Origin of the sequence: Streptococcus sp. 22.1, assembly GCF_016648645.1 — a bacterium.
In the GTDB taxonomy this organism is placed as follows: domain Bacteria; phylum Bacillota; class Bacilli; order Lactobacillales; family Streptococcaceae; genus Streptococcus.
The window spans coordinates 20,228-36,027 of the sequence record NZ_JACLQK010000015.1; the positions used below are offsets into that span (position 1 = coordinate 20,228).

At 38.5% G+C, this 15,800-nt stretch carries 16 protein-coding genes and 1 other annotated feature; of the genes, 2 read left to right on the top strand and 14 right to left on the bottom strand.

Annotated elements, in window-relative coordinates; all coding sequences use genetic code 11:
* Positions 1-168: 168 nt before the first annotated feature.
* The 3 genes from H7U04_RS07870 to pepV all read right to left on the bottom strand — a co-directional run bounded on the left by H7U04_RS07870 (position 169) and on the right by pepV (position 6,362).
* Positions 169-3,957, bottom strand: a complete 3,789-nt coding sequence (locus tag H7U04_RS07870) for a GbpC/Spa domain-containing protein (protein ID WP_201059625.1) — start codon at positions 3,955-3,957, stop codon at positions 169-171.
* A gap of 373 nt (positions 3,958-4,330) precedes the next feature.
* Entirely contained in the window at positions 4,331-4,915 is a 585-nt protein-coding gene (locus H7U04_RS07875) for a uracil-DNA glycosylase family protein (protein WP_064520638.1), read from the bottom strand.
* 40 nt (positions 4,916-4,955) lie between these two features.
* Complete coding sequence (gene pepV / locus H7U04_RS07880) at positions 4,956-6,362, bottom strand: dipeptidase PepV (protein WP_110981220.1); 1,407 nt, start codon at positions 6,360-6,362, stop codon at positions 4,956-4,958.
* Between the two features lie 360 nt (positions 6,363-6,722).
* Between pepV and H7U04_RS07885 the strand changes: the two genes are divergently transcribed.
* A complete protein-coding gene (locus tag H7U04_RS07885) occupies positions 6,723-6,908 on the top strand; it encodes a 4-oxalocrotonate tautomerase (protein WP_002885057.1) in 186 nt (61 codons plus the stop codon).
* Between the two features lie 69 nt (positions 6,909-6,977).
* Here H7U04_RS07885 and H7U04_RS11440 read toward each other — a convergent pair whose 3' ends face one another.
* The 7 genes from H7U04_RS11440 to H7U04_RS07920 all read right to left on the bottom strand — a co-directional run bounded on the left by H7U04_RS11440 (position 6,978) and on the right by H7U04_RS07920 (position 10,799).
* Positions 6,978-7,499, bottom strand: a complete 522-nt coding sequence (locus H7U04_RS11440) for a hypothetical protein (RefSeq protein ID WP_002890867.1) — start codon at positions 7,497-7,499, stop codon at positions 6,978-6,980.
* A gap of 85 nt (positions 7,500-7,584) precedes the next feature.
* Positions 7,585-8,058: a GNAT family N-acetyltransferase gene (locus H7U04_RS07895; protein WP_110981219.1), complete on the bottom strand. Its 474-nt coding sequence runs from the start codon at positions 8,056-8,058 to the stop codon at positions 7,585-7,587.
* A gap of 43 nt (positions 8,059-8,101) precedes the next feature.
* The gene (rplT, locus tag H7U04_RS07900; RefSeq protein ID WP_002885090.1) at positions 8,102-8,461 is read right to left on the bottom strand and encodes a 50S ribosomal protein L20; all 360 of its coding nucleotides are present in this window, start codon (positions 8,459-8,461) and stop codon (positions 8,102-8,104) included.
* Positions 8,462-8,517: 56 nt separating this feature from the next.
* A complete protein-coding gene (gene rpmI, locus H7U04_RS07905; RefSeq protein ID WP_002885093.1) occupies positions 8,518-8,718 on the bottom strand; it encodes a 50S ribosomal protein L35 in 201 nt (66 codons plus the stop codon).
* Between the two features lie 38 nt (positions 8,719-8,756).
* A complete protein-coding gene (infC, locus tag H7U04_RS07910) occupies positions 8,757-9,287 on the bottom strand; it encodes a translation initiation factor IF-3 (protein ID WP_002885108.1) in 531 nt (176 codons plus the stop codon).
* 13 nt (positions 9,288-9,300) lie between these two features.
* Positions 9,301-9,423: a sequence feature (ribosomal protein L20 leader region), on the bottom strand.
* 23 nt (positions 9,424-9,446) lie between these two features.
* The gene (gene cmk / locus H7U04_RS07915; RefSeq protein WP_110981218.1) at positions 9,447-10,127 is read right to left on the bottom strand and encodes a (d)CMP kinase; all 681 of its coding nucleotides are present in this window, start codon (positions 10,125-10,127) and stop codon (positions 9,447-9,449) included.
* Between the two features lie 21 nt (positions 10,128-10,148).
* Positions 10,149-10,799 (bottom strand): SAG1386/EF1546 family surface-associated protein, encoded by a 651-nt coding sequence (locus tag H7U04_RS07920; protein ID WP_110981217.1) that lies wholly within the window; start codon positions 10,797-10,799, stop codon positions 10,149-10,151.
* A 45-nt stretch (positions 10,800-10,844) separates the two neighbouring features.
* Between H7U04_RS07920 and H7U04_RS07925 the strand changes: the two genes are divergently transcribed.
* On the top strand, positions 10,845-11,042 hold the full coding sequence (locus H7U04_RS07925) for a ferredoxin (RefSeq protein WP_002890861.1): 198 nt from the start codon (positions 10,845-10,847) through the stop codon (positions 11,040-11,042).
* Here H7U04_RS07925 and H7U04_RS07930 read toward each other — a convergent pair.
* From H7U04_RS07930 to lepB, 4 genes are all read right to left on the bottom strand, one after another.
* Positions 11,026-11,526, bottom strand: coding sequence for an EbsA family protein (locus tag H7U04_RS07930; RefSeq protein WP_002890860.1), 501 nt, complete (start codon positions 11,524-11,526; stop codon positions 11,026-11,028). The two genes, H7U04_RS07925 and H7U04_RS07930, sit on opposite strands and share 17 nt — an antisense overlap.
* A gap of 56 nt (positions 11,527-11,582) precedes the next feature.
* Positions 11,583-12,806 carry a peptidase T gene (pepT, locus tag H7U04_RS07935; RefSeq protein ID WP_110981216.1) on the bottom strand — a complete coding sequence of 408 codons (1,224 nt, stop codon included), beginning with the start codon at positions 12,804-12,806 and terminating at the stop codon, positions 11,583-11,585.
* An 80-nt stretch (positions 12,807-12,886) separates the two neighbouring features.
* The gene (locus tag H7U04_RS07940) at positions 12,887-15,013 is read right to left on the bottom strand and encodes an N-acetylmuramoyl-L-alanine amidase (RefSeq protein WP_110981215.1); all 2,127 of its coding nucleotides are present in this window, start codon (positions 15,011-15,013) and stop codon (positions 12,887-12,889) included.
* A 158-nt stretch (positions 15,014-15,171) separates the two neighbouring features.
* A complete protein-coding gene (lepB, locus tag H7U04_RS07945; RefSeq protein ID WP_037597744.1) occupies positions 15,172-15,729 on the bottom strand; it encodes a signal peptidase I in 558 nt (185 codons plus the stop codon).
* Between the last annotated feature and the right edge of the window lie 71 nt (positions 15,730-15,800).

Consider the following 15,800-nt stretch of genomic DNA (forward strand, 5'->3'; position numbering starts at 1 on the left):
TGTGATATTTAGCTTTCGGATAGCTATCTTCCTAGATTCTCTCCTTTATCTTCCTATATTAGTTTTAACATTCAAACTTATTTTAAAAGGCAAACATCTATTAATAAGTAACTAAAAAAGACTAGAAGTCTTGCATAACAAAACAACCTAATCTTTTATTTTATCTTATTAATGTTTACGTTTGCGAGCTGACCATAAACCTGTAAGTGCCATTGTAAGCAAGCCTACACCAGTTACAGATGCTAATTTTTGGTTAGAATCACCTGTTTCTGGCAATTGTCCACTATTAGTTCTTTCTGTTTCTTGCTTAGCAATCACAGAAGAAGTTGGTGTAACACTTGGTCCTGTAGGTGTTCCAGGAGTTTTTGGTTTTTGAGGAGTTGTTGGTGGCGTTGGCACTGGACGAGTTACTCGCTCAACAAGATAATTTTTATGCCATTTCACCTTAGGAGCTACAAGTTCTTTAGGTGAAACAGGTTTATTAGGAACATTAACTGTAACCATAGTTGGTGGTGTTGGAGCTTTAGGCTCTGTTGGTGGCGTTGGTTTCGTTGGCTCACCAGGTACCTCTACAACTACTGGTGTAGGTGGTGTTGGTGCCTTAGGTTCTACTGGAGCCGTAATCTTACGTGGCTCTGCTGGCACTTCAACTACTGTCGGAGTTGGTGGCGTTGGTGCCTTAGGCTCTGTTGGTGCCTTAGGTTCCTCACTCTCAACTGTAACCACTGTGTAGTTAGGTTCTGTCGGTGGTGTTGGTGCTTTAGGCTCTTCTGGTTTGCTTGGTTCCGCAGGAACTTCAACTACTGTCGGAGTTGGTGGCGTTGGTGCCTTAGGCTCTGTTGGTGCTGTTGGCTCCTCAGCATCAACTGTCACTACTGTATAGTTAGGTTCTGTTGGTGCTGTAGGGGCAGTTGGTGGTGTTGGTTCTGTTGGTACTGCTGGAAGAACTTCCAATGTAATCGTTGGTGGAGTTGGAGCCTTTGGTTCTTCAGGAGCCGTTGGCTCTTTTGGCGCTTCACCTGGATTTTTTGGAATACCAACATTTGAGTTAATCGCAAACCAGTAAACCGTTGGTTGACCAGCAGCATTAGCTCCATTGGCCGTAAATACCAAGTGACCATCAGCCATCTTCAATCCTGCTCCACCATAATAGAGGTATGGAGAAGATGGATTGTCCCAACCTTCAAGAGTCGTTGAAGATTCACCATTAAAGATTGATCCATGTTCAATGTATTGGTTATCTTTAAATGATGTTACCTCTTTTGTAGCAGAGTCATAAGAAACACTTGAATTTGGAATTGGAATATATTTATTGTTTCCAACATTTACAGACTCTTGGTGCTCCACATTTTCAAACTTTTTCTTAGGAGTAAAGATGATACGTCCAGAAGTTGGATCAATCGTATAAGAACCGATAACATCATCTTTACCATCTAGAGCGAACTCATCTGTTCCAATAGAGTGACCGTTCCCAGCACCTGAAGCATTGACTGAAGTTGCGTCAATAACAGTATCTTCACTGACTGTAAATTCACTACCATTCCACGTTGCTTTTTGTGCCACAATCTTGATCGGATTTTCAGCAGAGATAGTGACATCCGCAGTACCAAAGTCAGCTGTTCCATTTTTAACAAGAACCGCATTGTTTTCAATGCTCATTGATGAACCATCTGCATACGGATCCCAAGTTCCACGAACAGTGTTACCATCTTTATCTTTGGCTTCTACTGTAAGAGCACGAGGTTTATCCCCACTATCTACATAAGAAGCACCTGTCCAGTGGTTGAGAGAGTTCAAAGCTACAATAGCATTGTGTTGTGTCAAATCAAACTTATTGCCATTACCATCATAGAATTCAATATCAACAGCAACTTTAACGGGTTTATTTTGGTCTGTTGAAGCACCGACTGTTAGTGTTACAGTTGGATCCGAGCTAACAGCTGCAATTCCTTTACCGTCATTTGATGGGAGACTCAAAATCTCATAGCGGTAAATCACGCGCTTAATTGGATGCATATCCGTATTTTCACGCATGCTTGACTGATTCAAGTTGTCATAAGTAACAACAAATTTATCGCCTTCCTTAACTTGAATGTACTCAGTTTCATTATTTGCCCAAGGACTAGTTGCTACAATATCTGAAGCTTCCAATTTATTGGAATCATACTGATGTACATTGCTTGTATTCAAACGAGCTTGAGAATCACGAGTGAGATAAGCGCTGATGCCATTGATAGTATGAATGGCTCCACCTTCACGTTGGAAGGTCAAATCTTGAACAGTTTCTACATCTTTTAGATCTTGGAAACCATTATCATTCATGTACTTATCATAGGCTGCTTTAGCATCTTTGTACTGTGCCAAAGCTGTTTGATATTCAGCAAGTTTTGTTTGGTAGGTAGCAAAATCTTTGCCGTATTGCTCTAAATCTACATTGTATTTTGCAAGCTCAACCTCATACTTAGCTTTTGCAGCATCTTCTTCTGCTTTAATAGCAACAAGTTTATCATAGGCTGCTTTATCTTGGTCGTATTGCGTTTTCTTAGCTTGGTATTGTTGTAAATCTTTGTCATATTGCGCTTTAGCTGTATTGTAAACAGCCATTTCCGCATCGTACTTAGCTTTTGCTTCTGCATTGGCCTTATCCGCTGCTGCTTTTTCAGCTACTTTGGCATCGTAGGCTGCTTTAGCTGTATTATAAGTCGCTAAATCAGTTTGATATTTTTCATAAGCTGTATTGTATGCAGTAAGATCCTTTTCATATTGCTCTTGAGCAGCCTTATCCGTAATTTCTGCTTGCGTTTTCTCAGCTACTTTCACATCATAGGCTGCTTTTTTCGTGTTGTATTCAGCTAGAGCTGTATCATACAGAGCCTTATTTGCCTTATATTCAGACAAAGCTGCGTTGTATGTGACCATTTCTGCATTATACTTAGATTTAGCTTTTGCATTAGCTGCATCAGCTGCTGCTCTTTCGGCTACTTTAGCATCATAGGCTGCTTTAGCAGTCTTGTAGGCAGCCAAATCGGTTTGATATTTTTCGTAAGCGGCATTATAAGTAGCTAAATCTTTCTCATACTGTTCTTGAGCAGCCTTGTTTTCAATTTCTGTACGAACTTTTTCAGCTACTTTAGCATCATAAGCTTCCTTCTCGGCATCATATTTTGCCTTGTCTTTGGTATACTGAGCCATAGCAGCTTCATAGTTCTTTTTAGCAGTTTCATAAACAGCCAACTGTACCTTGTAATCGGCTTCTGATTTAGCATTAGCTGCATCAGATGCTGCTTTTTCTGCTACTTTAGAATCATAAGTCAATTTTTGAGTATTATACTCTTCCAATGCTGCGTCATAGGCTTTTTTATCAGCTTGATATTTAGCTAATCCTTTTTCATAAGCAGCTTGATCAGTATCATACTGTGCTTTAGAAGCAGCGTTTGCTTTATCAGCTGCTGCTTTTTCAGCCACTTTAGCATCGTACTCAGCCTTAGCTTTATCATACTCAGCTACATCTTTTTTGTGGTTTTCTTTTGCTTTCTGATAATCCGAAACAACCGTGTTAATCTCTTTTGATTGAGCTTGATTGTCAGCTATAGCACCCTCTAGGGATGTATGTGTTTGAGGTGCAGTTTCTTCGACTTCTACCCCTTCTTTTACCGCAGAAGTTTTAGCATCCTCAAGACTATCAGTTGTAACAACACTTGTTGTTACAGTGGTATTTCCTTCTTCTTTGACAGAAACAACTTGCTTCTCTGAATGATCAACAGTCGTTGCCGGATCGGCAGCAGTATCTGTTAGCACAGAAGCACTAAGTGGTGTATCAGTAGCAGCTGAAGTTGAAACCTCATCTGCCTGTACACCAGTTGCCCCCATCGCAAGAATGGTTGTACCCAAAAGAACAGAAGCAGCCCCAAAGCTATACTTCCTGATTGAAAAACGTTGTGAATCTTTTCTTCCCATATCACAAATTTCCTTCTAAATTTTCTTAACACCTAAAGTCTATCACTTTTAAACTTTCTGTCAATGGAATTGTCTTAATATTTTTAAAAATTTACACTCATTTTCAATTTATAAGTATTATTTAATTGATTCTTTAGTTTAAAAGGATAGCTACCTTAATTTTATATGTTACTTCTTCTGAAAATTAGAATTAAATTGCACTGTATAAGCTAAGTATTAAAATTTTGTTAATTATTTTTGCGACTCTTTTTGTTAAAGTATCAAAAAGAGCCCCAAGGGGCTCAAATCTTTATATCATTTGGACATGTTCTAAATGTTGCTTCATTAATTTGATAACAATACCTAATGACAACCCAAGTTCATATATCAGAAATCATTGACTTAAGATTTTTTTGACCAAGGCCTTCAAATCTGGAACTACTTCTTCCATAAACCATGGATTTTTGGCTTGCCATATATTATTTCTAGGAGAGGGATGAACGAGAGGAAAAAACTCTGGGAGATAATCTTTATAATGCTTAACTGTATCCGTTAATTTTGCCGATGATTTTTGATGTAAATAGTAACGCTGTGCATAGTTACCTACTAATATCGTCAATTGAATATCAGGAGCTAAAGCAAGAACTTTCTCATGCCACTTATCTGCAAATCCTTTGCGAGGAGGTAAATCACCTGATTTTCCATGACCTGGGAAATAAAAATCCATTGGCACAATAGCAAACATGCCAGATTCATAAAATTCTTCGCGTGAAACCCCCATCCAATCCCTGAGATTATCACCGCTAGGATCATTCCAATAAAGGCCGGACTCTTGCGCACGAATACCAGGAGCTTGTCCTACGATATTAATTCGTGCCGTTTTTGGAATGGTAAACAAGGGTTTTATACCTTGTTCCGTAAAGGCTTTATTTTGTTCATCGGACATGATTGCTTGTGTTAATTCTTCAAGTGTTTCCATATTTTCCTCCTCAAAAAAGAGACAAAACTGTCTCTCTTTTTTATTTGATTAACTCATAGATAGCTTCTGCATAAATGGCAGCTGCACGGTACAAGTCTTCAACCTCAGTAAACTCATTTGCTTGGTGCATCGTGTTGACATAACCAGGGAACATAGCTCCATAGGCAACACCACGTTTGAGGAGACGTCCAAATGTTCCACCACCAATAATTTGTTCATGACCTTTAAGTCCTGTTTGTTTCTCATAGACTGAAAGAAGAGTCTCTACCATAGGATCATCAACTGGTACATAGTGTGGCACATGACCATGTTCTGAGAGACTAACCGCCTTAGGACCTTCGAGTTTTTCAAGATTAGCCTTAATAGCGTCCGTATCAACCCCTTGAGGATAGCGGAAATTCAGAGCAATTGTATTATCTTCTGATTCCTTAGAGAAGTTAAATACACCAGCATTCATGGTCAATTCACCCATCTTAGGATCTGTATAGGCAAGACCTGTCTTTTCAGCGAAGAAATCCTTATGAAGTGTTTCAGCAATTAAATCCAAATACGTTTTAGCATTACCTTGGAAATCAAATTGACTAAGGAAGAGTGCCAAGTAGGTTGCCCCATTAATACCATTTTGAGGCATCATACCATGAGCTGATTTCCCATGAATAGTCACATGGAAAACACCTGCTTCTTCGGTCACTTGACCAGTTACTTCTTGTTCCGAAACAAAGTCGGCTAATTTGGCCTCAAGTTCTTTCAAAGTGATAGGTCCAGTAAAATCTGCACTTGCTGATTCAGGAACCATATTTTCACGCAAACCACCATTAAATGATACAAGACTAAAGTCTCCATCATTTTGACCTTCAAAATGGAGATAGGCTGTAATATTACCTTTTTCACCATTGATAATTGGGAATTCCGCATCAGGTGAAAAACCAAAATCAGGATCTTTCAATCCATTATGAGCGAAGTAATATTCCATATCGCCCCAACCAGATTCTTCATCAGTACCAACAATGAAGCGCACACGCTTAGATACTGGAAGCTCGAGTTCTTTAATAATCTTCAAGGCATAGTAACAAGCCATTGTTGGGCCTTTATCATCTGATGACCCACGAGCATAAAGTTTACCGTCTTTGATTACAGGTTCATAAGGATCTGTATCCCAACCGCTACCAGCTGGGACTACATCCAAGTGGGCAAAGATACCCAAAACTTCATCACCTTGACCAAATTCAAAGTCACCAGCATAATTATCAATATTACGAGTTTTATAGCCATCACGTTCAGCTAAAGCAAGAAAATGTTCCAAAGCTTTTACTGGTCCAGGACCAAATGGGTGCTTATCATCAACCTTACTATCATCACGTTCTGAATTAATACGCAAAAGACCAAAAAGGTCCTCCATTAAAGCATCTTTGCGCTTATCAACTTCGGCACGAAAATCAATTGTCATAATTTACTCCTTACTGTCTCTAGTTAGCATTATTTTACCATTTTTAGTAAGAGTTTTCATCCCTTATAAACAAAGCCAATAAAAAATGCAATCCCTTACCGAATGTCAAAAGACTTCATACCATCTTCAATAGAAGGTGAAAAATTCCTAAATCAGGAACACTCGAATCTAAAGTAATAGCATTTATATCAGCTAAGAGGTAAAGCTCTTGACTATCTAGCCCTTTATACTTTAGGCCCTCCTATTAGAAATCAGCACATTGTAGCATTTCAATAATATCATTTCAAGAATTTCCATAAACTTTAGAATATTCTCTTCATTAATGCTATAATAGGACTATCAAAACTAAGGAGATGCATTATGCCATTTGTAAAGATTGATCTCTTTGAAGGTCGTACTGAAGAACAAAAAATCGAACTTGCTCGCGAAGTTACTGAGGTTGTATCACGTGTTGCCAAAGCACCTAAAGAAGCCATTCATGTTTTCATTAATGATATGCCAGAGGGAACTTACTACCCACATGGTGAAATGAAGAAGAAAAACTAATCATCATTAAGCAGTCACATCCGTGGCTGCTTTTGATATAAAAAAAGCTGGAAAGAAACTCCAGTTTTTTTATATTATCGTTGGTAATTCATCATCGTCGTCAAAATTCTCAACGACTTCTTCACCAGGCAATGGTTTTTGTAGTTTTCCCAAGATAAAACGTGAGATTGGACCAACCACTAGAAAATTAAGTGGTAAAGCCATGATAACATTTGTCAACCAAGCACGACCATAGGATAATAGCGTCACCGACTGACTGTTGTAAACTAATCCATAGAATGACATAAACGTTACCATAAATAGCGCCATGGTTCCAGAAATCACTAAAATCTTTGCCCATCGTTTATCATGGGCTTTTACTTTATGCAAAATTGCAAATGCTATTGTTTTGGCTAGTGGTCCCACCAAAAGCATATCAAGTAAGAAAGCAACCACAAATCCAGGAAGATAACCTTGGAAAAAGTGACCCCAAGCAAAGGGAACTACTCCAGTCCAATCAAGGATGAGAAGATTCCAGAGACTCATCCCACAGACCATCATTCCACACATCAAAAACGTAAAAAGCAAAGCTTCTTTAAAATTACGAGGCATTAAAATTCTCCATTTCTAAAAGTTCTCTTTCAGCATATCAAAAATTTTTTCTCCTCGTAAGTTAAATTTCTCTCATGAAAACGTATTATTTTAGGATAGTTTCCATTTCTGTATATCTCGGTTTCATACCTAAACGTTCGTAAAAACGTAGAGCACCTGCATTATCATTCCATACGTGAAGTGTCAGATTATAACAACCTAGCTCCTTAGCATAGTCCAAGGCAAATTGGTAAAGCTTTTCTCCTAATTTTTGACCTCGAGCATCCTTATCAACACATAAATCATCAATAAAAAGAGTCTTAACAGCCTTTTGTGGACCATCTTTTTCAGTTTCTTCTTTAATCATTAAGAAAAGATGGCCCAAGATACGCCCTTCGTCATCCTCGTACACAAACACAGGTTTTTTTGAATCATTAATTACTGCTTCTAACTCTGCATCTGTAAATTTACTGCCTTTTGACTTAAAAACATCAGGGCGTGCTTGATGATGAACAATAAGAATCTGCTCCAATAATTCCTGCAATCTTGGAATATCTTCAGATTTTGCTAAACGAATCATGATTACCTCCACAAAAAAAGATGGGTAAGACCCACCTTAATTCTTATTTACCAAGTTTTGCTTTAGCTGCATCTGCAAGAGCTGTGAAAGCTGCTGCATCGTTAACTGCCAAATCAGCAAGCATTTTACGGTTAACTTCGATTTCAGCCAATTTCAAACCGTGCATCAATTGTGAGTATGACAAACCATTCAAACGAGCTGCCGCATTGATACGTGTGATCCAAAGTTTACGGAAATCACGTTTCTTTTGACGACGGTCACGGTATGCATAGTAGTAAGAGTTCATTACTTGTTCTTTTGCAGTACGGAACAAGATGTGTTTTGCACCATAGTAACCTTTAGCAAGTTTCAATACACGTTTACGACGTTTGCGTGATACAACGCCACCTTTAACACGAGCCATTTATATATTCCTCCGAATTAATTCTAGTTTAGTTAATTTGTAATGCTTGTAGCGAATTAACGCATTTGTGAAAGCATTGATTTGATACGTTTAAAGTCACCTGAATGTACCATTGATGCTTTACGAAGGTGACGACGTTGTTTTTTAGTTTTACCGTGGAAACGGTGAGATGTGAAGGCACGGAAGCGTTTCAATCCACCTGAACCTGTACGTTTGAAACGTTTAGCTGATGCGCGGTGTGTTTTTTGTTTTGGCATTTTAAAATTCTCCTCTTAAAATAGTGTTAGTTTGACAATTATTTTTTGTCAGGAATTGGTGCAAGTTGCATGAACATTTGACGTCCATCCATCTTCGCTCTTTGCTCAATAATCGCAATATCTTGCGTTTTTTCAGCAAATTCCGCCAAGACCTTAGCTCCGATTTCTTTGTGAGTAATCATACGACCTTTAAATCGGATAGAAACTTTAACCTTGTTTCCTTTTTCAAGGAACTTACGGCCATTACGAAGTTTAGTTTCAAAGTCACCTTTATCAATAACTGGACTCAAACGAACTTCCTTAACGGTAACAACGCTTTGTTTCTTACGTTGTTCTTTTTGTTTCTTTTGATACTCAAATTTGAACTTACCGTAGTCCATAATCTTCGCAACAGGTGGCGTAGCTTGTGGTTGGATGAGAACCAAGTCAACATTTGCATCATCTGCAATAGCTTGTGCTTCTGACAATGGTTTAATTCCCAATTGTTCACCATCAAGACCAACAAGACGAACTTCGCGAACGCGAATTTCATCGTTAATGAATAGATCTTTCTTAGCTATGATCTTCACCTCTTTATTTTTTTAGAGAAAAACAAAGCGGACTTGATATACAAGCCCGCACACATAATATCCCTAGAGGGATTTGACATGTTGGGCCAGACAACCTAAGTCGCAAGGCGAGAAGTTCTCACTTCTGCTTTTCTCATTGTTAATAGTATAACAAGTGAGTCATCCTTTGTCAATAATTTTTTTTGCTTTTTCTTGAATAAATTCCACAACACCATCAATAGACACACCTGTAGTATCAAAAGTGATGGCATCTTCCGCTGGTTTAAGAGGTGACACCTTACGATGACTATCTTTATAGTCACGTTCAGCAATTTCTTTTTTTAGAGTCTCAAGGTCAGCAGGGATACCTTTTTCGATATTTTCCTTATAACGACGTTCCGCACGTTCATCAACTGAAGCAATCAAGAAAATCTTGAGTTCTGCATCAGGCAAAACCACGGTCCCGATATCACGACCATCCATGATAATAGCCCCATCTTGAGCGATACGTTGTTGTTGCTCAACGAGTTCTTGACGCACTTCAGGAATAGCTGCGACCCAAGAAACATTATTTGTAACTTGGTTATCACGAATTGGGTGTGTAATATCGACATCACCTACATAAACTTGCTGACTACCATCTGCTGCTTTTCCGAATGAAATCGGATATTGAGATAGTTGCTCCAAAATTTCTGGTACATTTTCCTCAGTTAAACCATTCTGCAAGGCCAAATAAGTTGCAGATCGGTACATGGCACCTGTGTCAAGATAAGTATAGCCAAGATTTTTTGCAATAATCTTGGCTACTGTACTTTTTCCACTTGACGCAGGACCATCAATAGCAATTCTAATATCTTTCATGATGTTCCTTTGCTTTAAAAATTATTGAACGTTAACGACGTCACCTGGGTTAGCATACCAGTAACCATTTGTCATGTGATCAGGGTTAAGACGTTCCAATTCATCTACAGAAATACCTGCACGTGCGGCGATTGAACCAGCACCTTCACCAGATTGAACAACAATTGATGAACCATCTGCTGCTGCCGTAGCGCTTGATGGTGTTGTCTCAGCTGACTCAGTTGCATCTTCTTTTACTACATGTTTAGAAGAGCTTGATGCTTTAGTTGAAGATGATTTCTCTTTTGAAGATTTTTCTGTATTAGATTTCTCACTTTCCTCATCTTTGTTTGAGTCTTTCTTGCTAGATGAAGATTTAACAACTTTGCTAGTTGATGATGAGTAGAATCCAGATGATTCCTTAGATTCCGCAGTTTTGTTTCCACCGACATTTGAAGTATAGAAAACAAAGAACAAAATACATACAACAATAACAAAGAATAATCCAAGCAAGACTGTCAAGAATGATGAATTAATGAAGCCGCCACCTTTTTCGCGTTTTTCATCAGAAGGAGTTACATCCTCTTCTTCTTCATAATCCTCAAACTCATCTTCATCATCTAGAAAATCAGCGTCAACTACTTCTTCCAACTCTTCGTCAGAAACCTTATCTTCCCATGGTTTTTTACTCATGATATTCTCCTTGTAAAAACAATAAATCTATTTTAAAATAATACTATGAAAGTATCATTAATTCCAGAAAAATGTATCGCTTGTGGTTTGTGCCAAACCTACTCTCCCGTCTTCGATTATGATGACGAAGGTATTGTTAGGTTCAGAGATAGCGACCAACTCAATCAAATTATTGAAAACACCCCTGAGACTTTGACTGCTGTCAAGTCTTGTCCCACTAAAGCCCTTATTTGCGAAGTTTAAGCTTGAGGGCTTTTTTTGATTCCTCATAAAAGGCAAAGTAATCAAAGTTAGTCATATGATCCAATAGCTCTACCTCACCTTTGAAATCAGGGTGAAGCGCTAAAGCATCTAAGAAATATTTCTTTGGCCACTTTCTCATATAAAACTGACGTTTTTTACCATTTTTAAAAATAAGGCTCAAGCCAGTTTTAATAACTTCGACTTTTTCAATATCACTAATTTTCACTTTGCGTGGTTTAAAAATATTGAAAGAAACAATACGCAGAATCCCATGATCTTCAATAATAAAGTAACGATGGAATCCTAAACCAAACAAGGCAACGAAAATAGTGAAGAGCATCAAAATATGTGAGGGCACCGAGTACAACTCGAACAGAAGGGCCGCCGCAATAAAGATTGGCGTGATGGCTAAAGACCAGTAGATGATTAGCCAAGATAATTCGGGTTGCCAATGGTAACGATACTTGCCGAAAATTTTAATCATCTCAGCACCTCCATTACTTCTAATTTTACCATAAAATCAGTATTTAGCAAGCTCTATTAAGGTTTACTGACAATTCCAAGAATAACATCTACGGCTTTTTCCATTGTCTGCAAGGAAACAAACTCATATCGACCATGCATATTTTCGCCCCCAGCAAAAAGGTTTGGAGTTGGAATACCCATAAATGAAATCTTTGAACCATCTGTTCCACCACGAATGGGTTCAATAACTGGCGTAATATCCAATTCCTCCATAACTCCTTTAGCCAACTCAACAGGCGTCATATCTTTTTCAATAACCTGACGCATATTATAGTATTGATCTTTGAGTACCAAATCAACTCGTGTCTGACCATAAGTTTTATTCATTTCATCGGAAATCTTTTGGAAGGCTGCTTTACGATTTTCAAAAGACTCTGTTTCAAAATCACGGATGATATAAGATGCTTTTGCTTCTTCAACAGTACCTGTCATGGTTTGAAGATGGTTGAAACCTTGATAGCCATCTGTCAACTCAGGGCGTTCTTCCGCTGGTAACTGATTATGAAAATCAATTGCCAACTGCAAGGCATTAACCATTTGGTCTTTTGCTGTTCCAGGGTGAACATTACGTCCATGGAAGGTAAGTTCTGCTCCCGCAGCAGAGAAGGTTTCATACTGTAATTCACCCAATGGGCCACCATCAACTGTGTAGGCAAAATCAACATCAAAATCATCGACATCAAATTTATCTGCGCCAATTCCAATTTCTTCATCAGGACCAAAGCCTACACGAATCTCACAATGTCTGATTTCAGGATGAGCCTTCAAATAAGCCAAGGCTGTCATGATTTCTGCAATGCCAGACTTATCATCAGCTCCAAGAAGAGTGGTGCCATTTGTCGTAATAAGTGTCTGACCGACATAATTCTTGAGATTTGGAAAATCTGCTGGATCTAGGTTATAACCTGAACTTCCAAGGGGTATGATACCTCCATCATAAGAGTCAATGACTTGAGGTGACACACCTTCCGCATTAAAATCAGCAGTATCCATATGTGAGATGAAACCAATCTTACGTGTTAATTGGTCATCGTTAGCCGGAAGGGTTGCCACTAGGTAACCATTACTTTCCAAATAATGGATGTTACTTAAACCTAGTTCTTCTAATTCTGGTTTTAGAACCTTCAAGGCAAAATCTACCTGGCTTTGTGTTGTTGGTGTTCTTGTCGCATTTTCGTCACTACGTGTATTGATTTTAACGTAACGTAAAAAACGCTCTAAGAGTAAATCGTAGCCCATAAGCACTCCTTTAGTTGTATTTAGTATTTACCTCAATTATAGCATAAAAACCCATCATATTGATGGGTTAACCGTATAACTTAAACTTTAGATTCTTTTTCGTAGTAACGCTTAATCCCTGCCACAATTGCGTTAGCTAAAGTCTCTTGATAAGCAGAGGTATTCAAACGGGCTGCTTCTTGAGGATTTGACAAGAAGCCAAGTTCAAGGAGAACTGCTGGCGCTGTCGTTTCACGCAAGACTGCAAAGGTTTGACGTTTCACGCCCTGATTCTGAGCGCCAGTCGCATTAATCAGGCTGGACTGGATGGCATTGGCCAAAGTATCACTCATGCTCAATCGCGTCGGATTAGCATGGTAAGTCGCATTAATACGTGATGGGTATTCTGCATAAGGTTGGTAATAATAAGTCTCGATTCCTTGTGCTGCAGAACTTCCTGAAGCATTGATGTGGATACTTACAAAGATATCTGATTCAGAGGCATTAGCTGCACGAGAGCGATCCGTCAAATCAACATAGGTATCGCTGGTACGTGTGGTCATAACTTGATAGCCTTCTGCTTCTAATTTGGCCTTAACTCGGCTTTGGATAGCCAAGGTCAAGCTCTTTTCAGAAATACCAAAGTACGAAGCTCCTGGATCATAGCCACCATGACCAGCATCGAGATAGATAACCTTATTTAAAACATCGTAGTTTCCTCTTGATGCCGAACCGATTTTCTTAGGGGCTACCACATCAGCTGAAGTTGCCCCAAAACCAATATTCTTACCTGAAGAATCAACAATATAGCCATGAACGATGTATTTACCTGAATTCCACTTGTGCTGACTAGCTGAAATAGTCACCTTGTAGGAACCATCCTCCTGCTTTGTGGCATTATGCCAAACAAGATCATCCTGACCATTTTGCTCAGACCAAACAGGTATTACCACACCTGAAATACCACTTGGATTCGTCAGATTGGTGATAAGAACGTCAAAAGTTCCACGATTTTTATCATTATTGGTAATAGTCAATGTTCCTTGAGTTTTAGTGATATCAAGTGTCACTTGTTTGCCACCTAGGCCAATGAATTTACCATCATTGTCAACCAAATAGACATGTGAATTATAAAGACCACTATCTCCCTTATGATTGCTTGAACGAACGGTTACCTTATAGTCTCCATTTGCTTGCTTAGCTGCCTTGTACCAGATGATATCATCTTGACCGTTCTTTTCTGACCAGGTTGGAACCAAGACTTCTTTGAAGCCACGTGGCGCAACCAAATTTGAAATGACAAAATCATAGCTACCCGTAGCATTGTTGAGAGCAGTGATGGCAAGGTCGACTCTGGGATTTTGACTCTCTACTCCTTCATTTTCTACGGTAGAAATGGAATTATTACACATTGCATCCCATTCATAAAGTTTATAGGCTTCGATCAAACGGATAAGTTTTCCGGGATAATTTGGATCTGTCGCATATCCTGCATTCTTCAGTTCCTGAGCCGCAATGCGATAATCTGTTTCATTCACAACTTTTCGATAATTATCTTTTCGCCACTCGGTACTCGTGAAAAATTTTGCATGGTCTACTACGCTATCATTCCATGTGGCATATTTTCGAAAAGCAGCATTGACTGTGATATAGTCACCATTAAGATATTCCTGTGTAGGTACAGTTACTATTTCTCCATGCCAATCCTCTGAATCTTTAATGCCAAAAAGATTATTGTTGGGAGCCTTAGCAAGTTCAGAGCTTCCCCAACCACTTTCTAGAATAGCTTGCGCTCCCGTGATAGATGGAAGGATTCCTTCCTTGGCTCCATCCATGGCTCCTTGCTTAATGGCACTAAGAAAATGACGTTGATTCTGGTCAATTTCGCTAAGATCATCTGCCTCTTGATAAGAGCTTGTGGTCACAGAACTATTTGTTAAGACAGTTATTTTTGAAGAATCTTCCAGACTTGTTTGCTTCTCCTCTAATACTTCTTCTCTTTGTAGATTCATTTGACTCGTTGAATCATCGTGTACTCCTACTTCAGAATAGCTTGCCGCATGATTATCCGTACTTTCTTTCAAAGATGAAGAAGTATCAGTTGGAGACAACATTTCATCTGCTTTCGCCGAATGACCAGACATTCCTAAAAATAAGATTGTCAGCATGACACCGCACAGTCCATAAGCTTTACTTTTCTTAAATCCAAAATGAAATCCTAATTGCATCTTAATTTCCTTCTCTACTTACAATTTCTGCTAATTCATTTTAAAACGATGAAACTATCAGTATCATAACGTCATAATATGAACCATCACCAATTAATTCGCAAAAAAAGCTAGAAACTTATCAAAAGTTCCTAGCTTTTTTTAGTAGTATTGAAATATTAATCGACATCAACGAAACCAAAACGTGATAGAGGATACAATCTAAAAGAGATAACACCTTTAATTTGATCTTTGTCAATGAGACCAAACTTACGACTATCATCTGTATTACGACGATTATCGTTCAGTACAAGGTACTGCCCCTTTTCAATCTTAGTTTGTTTATTATCTGTCAATGTTGCAATGGAAAAATCATCAGTGAAGAAATTCCCAGGTGAAACTGTCGCCAAATAAGCTGATTTACCCTTACTAATATAGGCTTCGTCAACTGACTTATCATTAACATAAAGGAAATCATCCATAGCTGTCACGCTCTTACCCTCATCAGCAATAACACGCCCAATGTATTCTTTACCATTAACTGTATAAAGAATAAAATCTTTTTTCTGAGGCTCAACATTTTTATTGAAAGTAACATAGTCACCAGCATGAATATAGTCATTAGCCTGACCTTCAGTCACACGGTGTGTTGAGAAGACAAAAGCTCTCAACAACAAAATCACTACAATGGCAAGAACTGCTATGATAATATTTCGAATTAAATCTCTCTTAACCATACTCACTCCTTATGGGTTCTAATAAAATCATAACATAAATAGAGAAATAAAAAAAGAGGGAGTGAGCAAGC

Bases quoted from the DNA above. Each gene is read 5' to 3' on its own strand.
- H7U04_RS07930 (WP_002890860.1), bottom strand. From the start codon at position 11,526: ATGATTAAAATTTTCGGCAAGTATCGTTACCATTGGCAACCCGAATTA.
- H7U04_RS07885 (WP_002885057.1), top strand. From the start codon at position 6,723: ATGCCATTTGTAAAGATTGATCTCTTTGAAGGTCGTACTGAAGAACAA.
- H7U04_RS07920 (WP_110981217.1), bottom strand. From the start codon at position 10,799: ATGAGTAAAAAACCATGGGAAGATAAGGTTTCTGACGAAGAGTTGGAA.
- lepB (WP_037597744.1), bottom strand. From the start codon at position 15,729: ATGGTTAAGAGAGATTTAATTCGAAATATTATCATAGCAGTTCTTGCC.
- H7U04_RS07940 (WP_110981215.1), bottom strand. From the start codon at position 15,013: ATGCAATTAGGATTTCATTTTGGATTTAAGAAAAGTAAAGCTTATGGA.
- H7U04_RS07875 (WP_064520638.1), bottom strand. From the start codon at position 4,915: ATGGAAACACTTGAAGAATTAACACAAGCAATCATGTCCGATGAACAA.
- H7U04_RS07895 (WP_110981219.1), bottom strand. From the start codon at position 8,058: ATGATTCGTTTAGCAAAATCTGAAGATATTCCAAGATTGCAGGAATTA.
- cmk (WP_110981218.1), bottom strand. From the start codon at position 10,127: ATGAAAGATATTAGAATTGCTATTGATGGTCCTGCGTCAAGTGGAAAA.
- H7U04_RS07925 (WP_002890861.1), top strand. From the start codon at position 10,845: ATGAAAGTATCATTAATTCCAGAAAAATGTATCGCTTGTGGTTTGTGC.
- rplT (WP_002885090.1), bottom strand. From the start codon at position 8,461: ATGGCTCGTGTTAAAGGTGGCGTTGTATCACGCAAACGTCGTAAACGT.
- rpmI (WP_002885093.1), bottom strand. From the start codon at position 8,718: ATGCCAAAACAAAAAACACACCGCGCATCAGCTAAACGTTTCAAACGT.
- pepT (WP_110981216.1), bottom strand. From the start codon at position 12,806: ATGGGCTACGATTTACTCTTAGAGCGTTTTTTACGTTACGTTAAAATC.
- H7U04_RS07870 (WP_201059625.1), bottom strand. From the start codon at position 3,957: ATGGGAAGAAAAGATTCACAACGTTTTTCAATCAGGAAGTATAGCTTT.
- pepV (WP_110981220.1), bottom strand. From the start codon at position 6,362: ATGACAATTGATTTTCGTGCCGAAGTTGATAAGCGCAAAGATGCTTTA.
- H7U04_RS11440 (WP_002890867.1), bottom strand. From the start codon at position 7,499: ATGCCTCGTAATTTTAAAGAAGCTTTGCTTTTTACGTTTTTGATGTGT.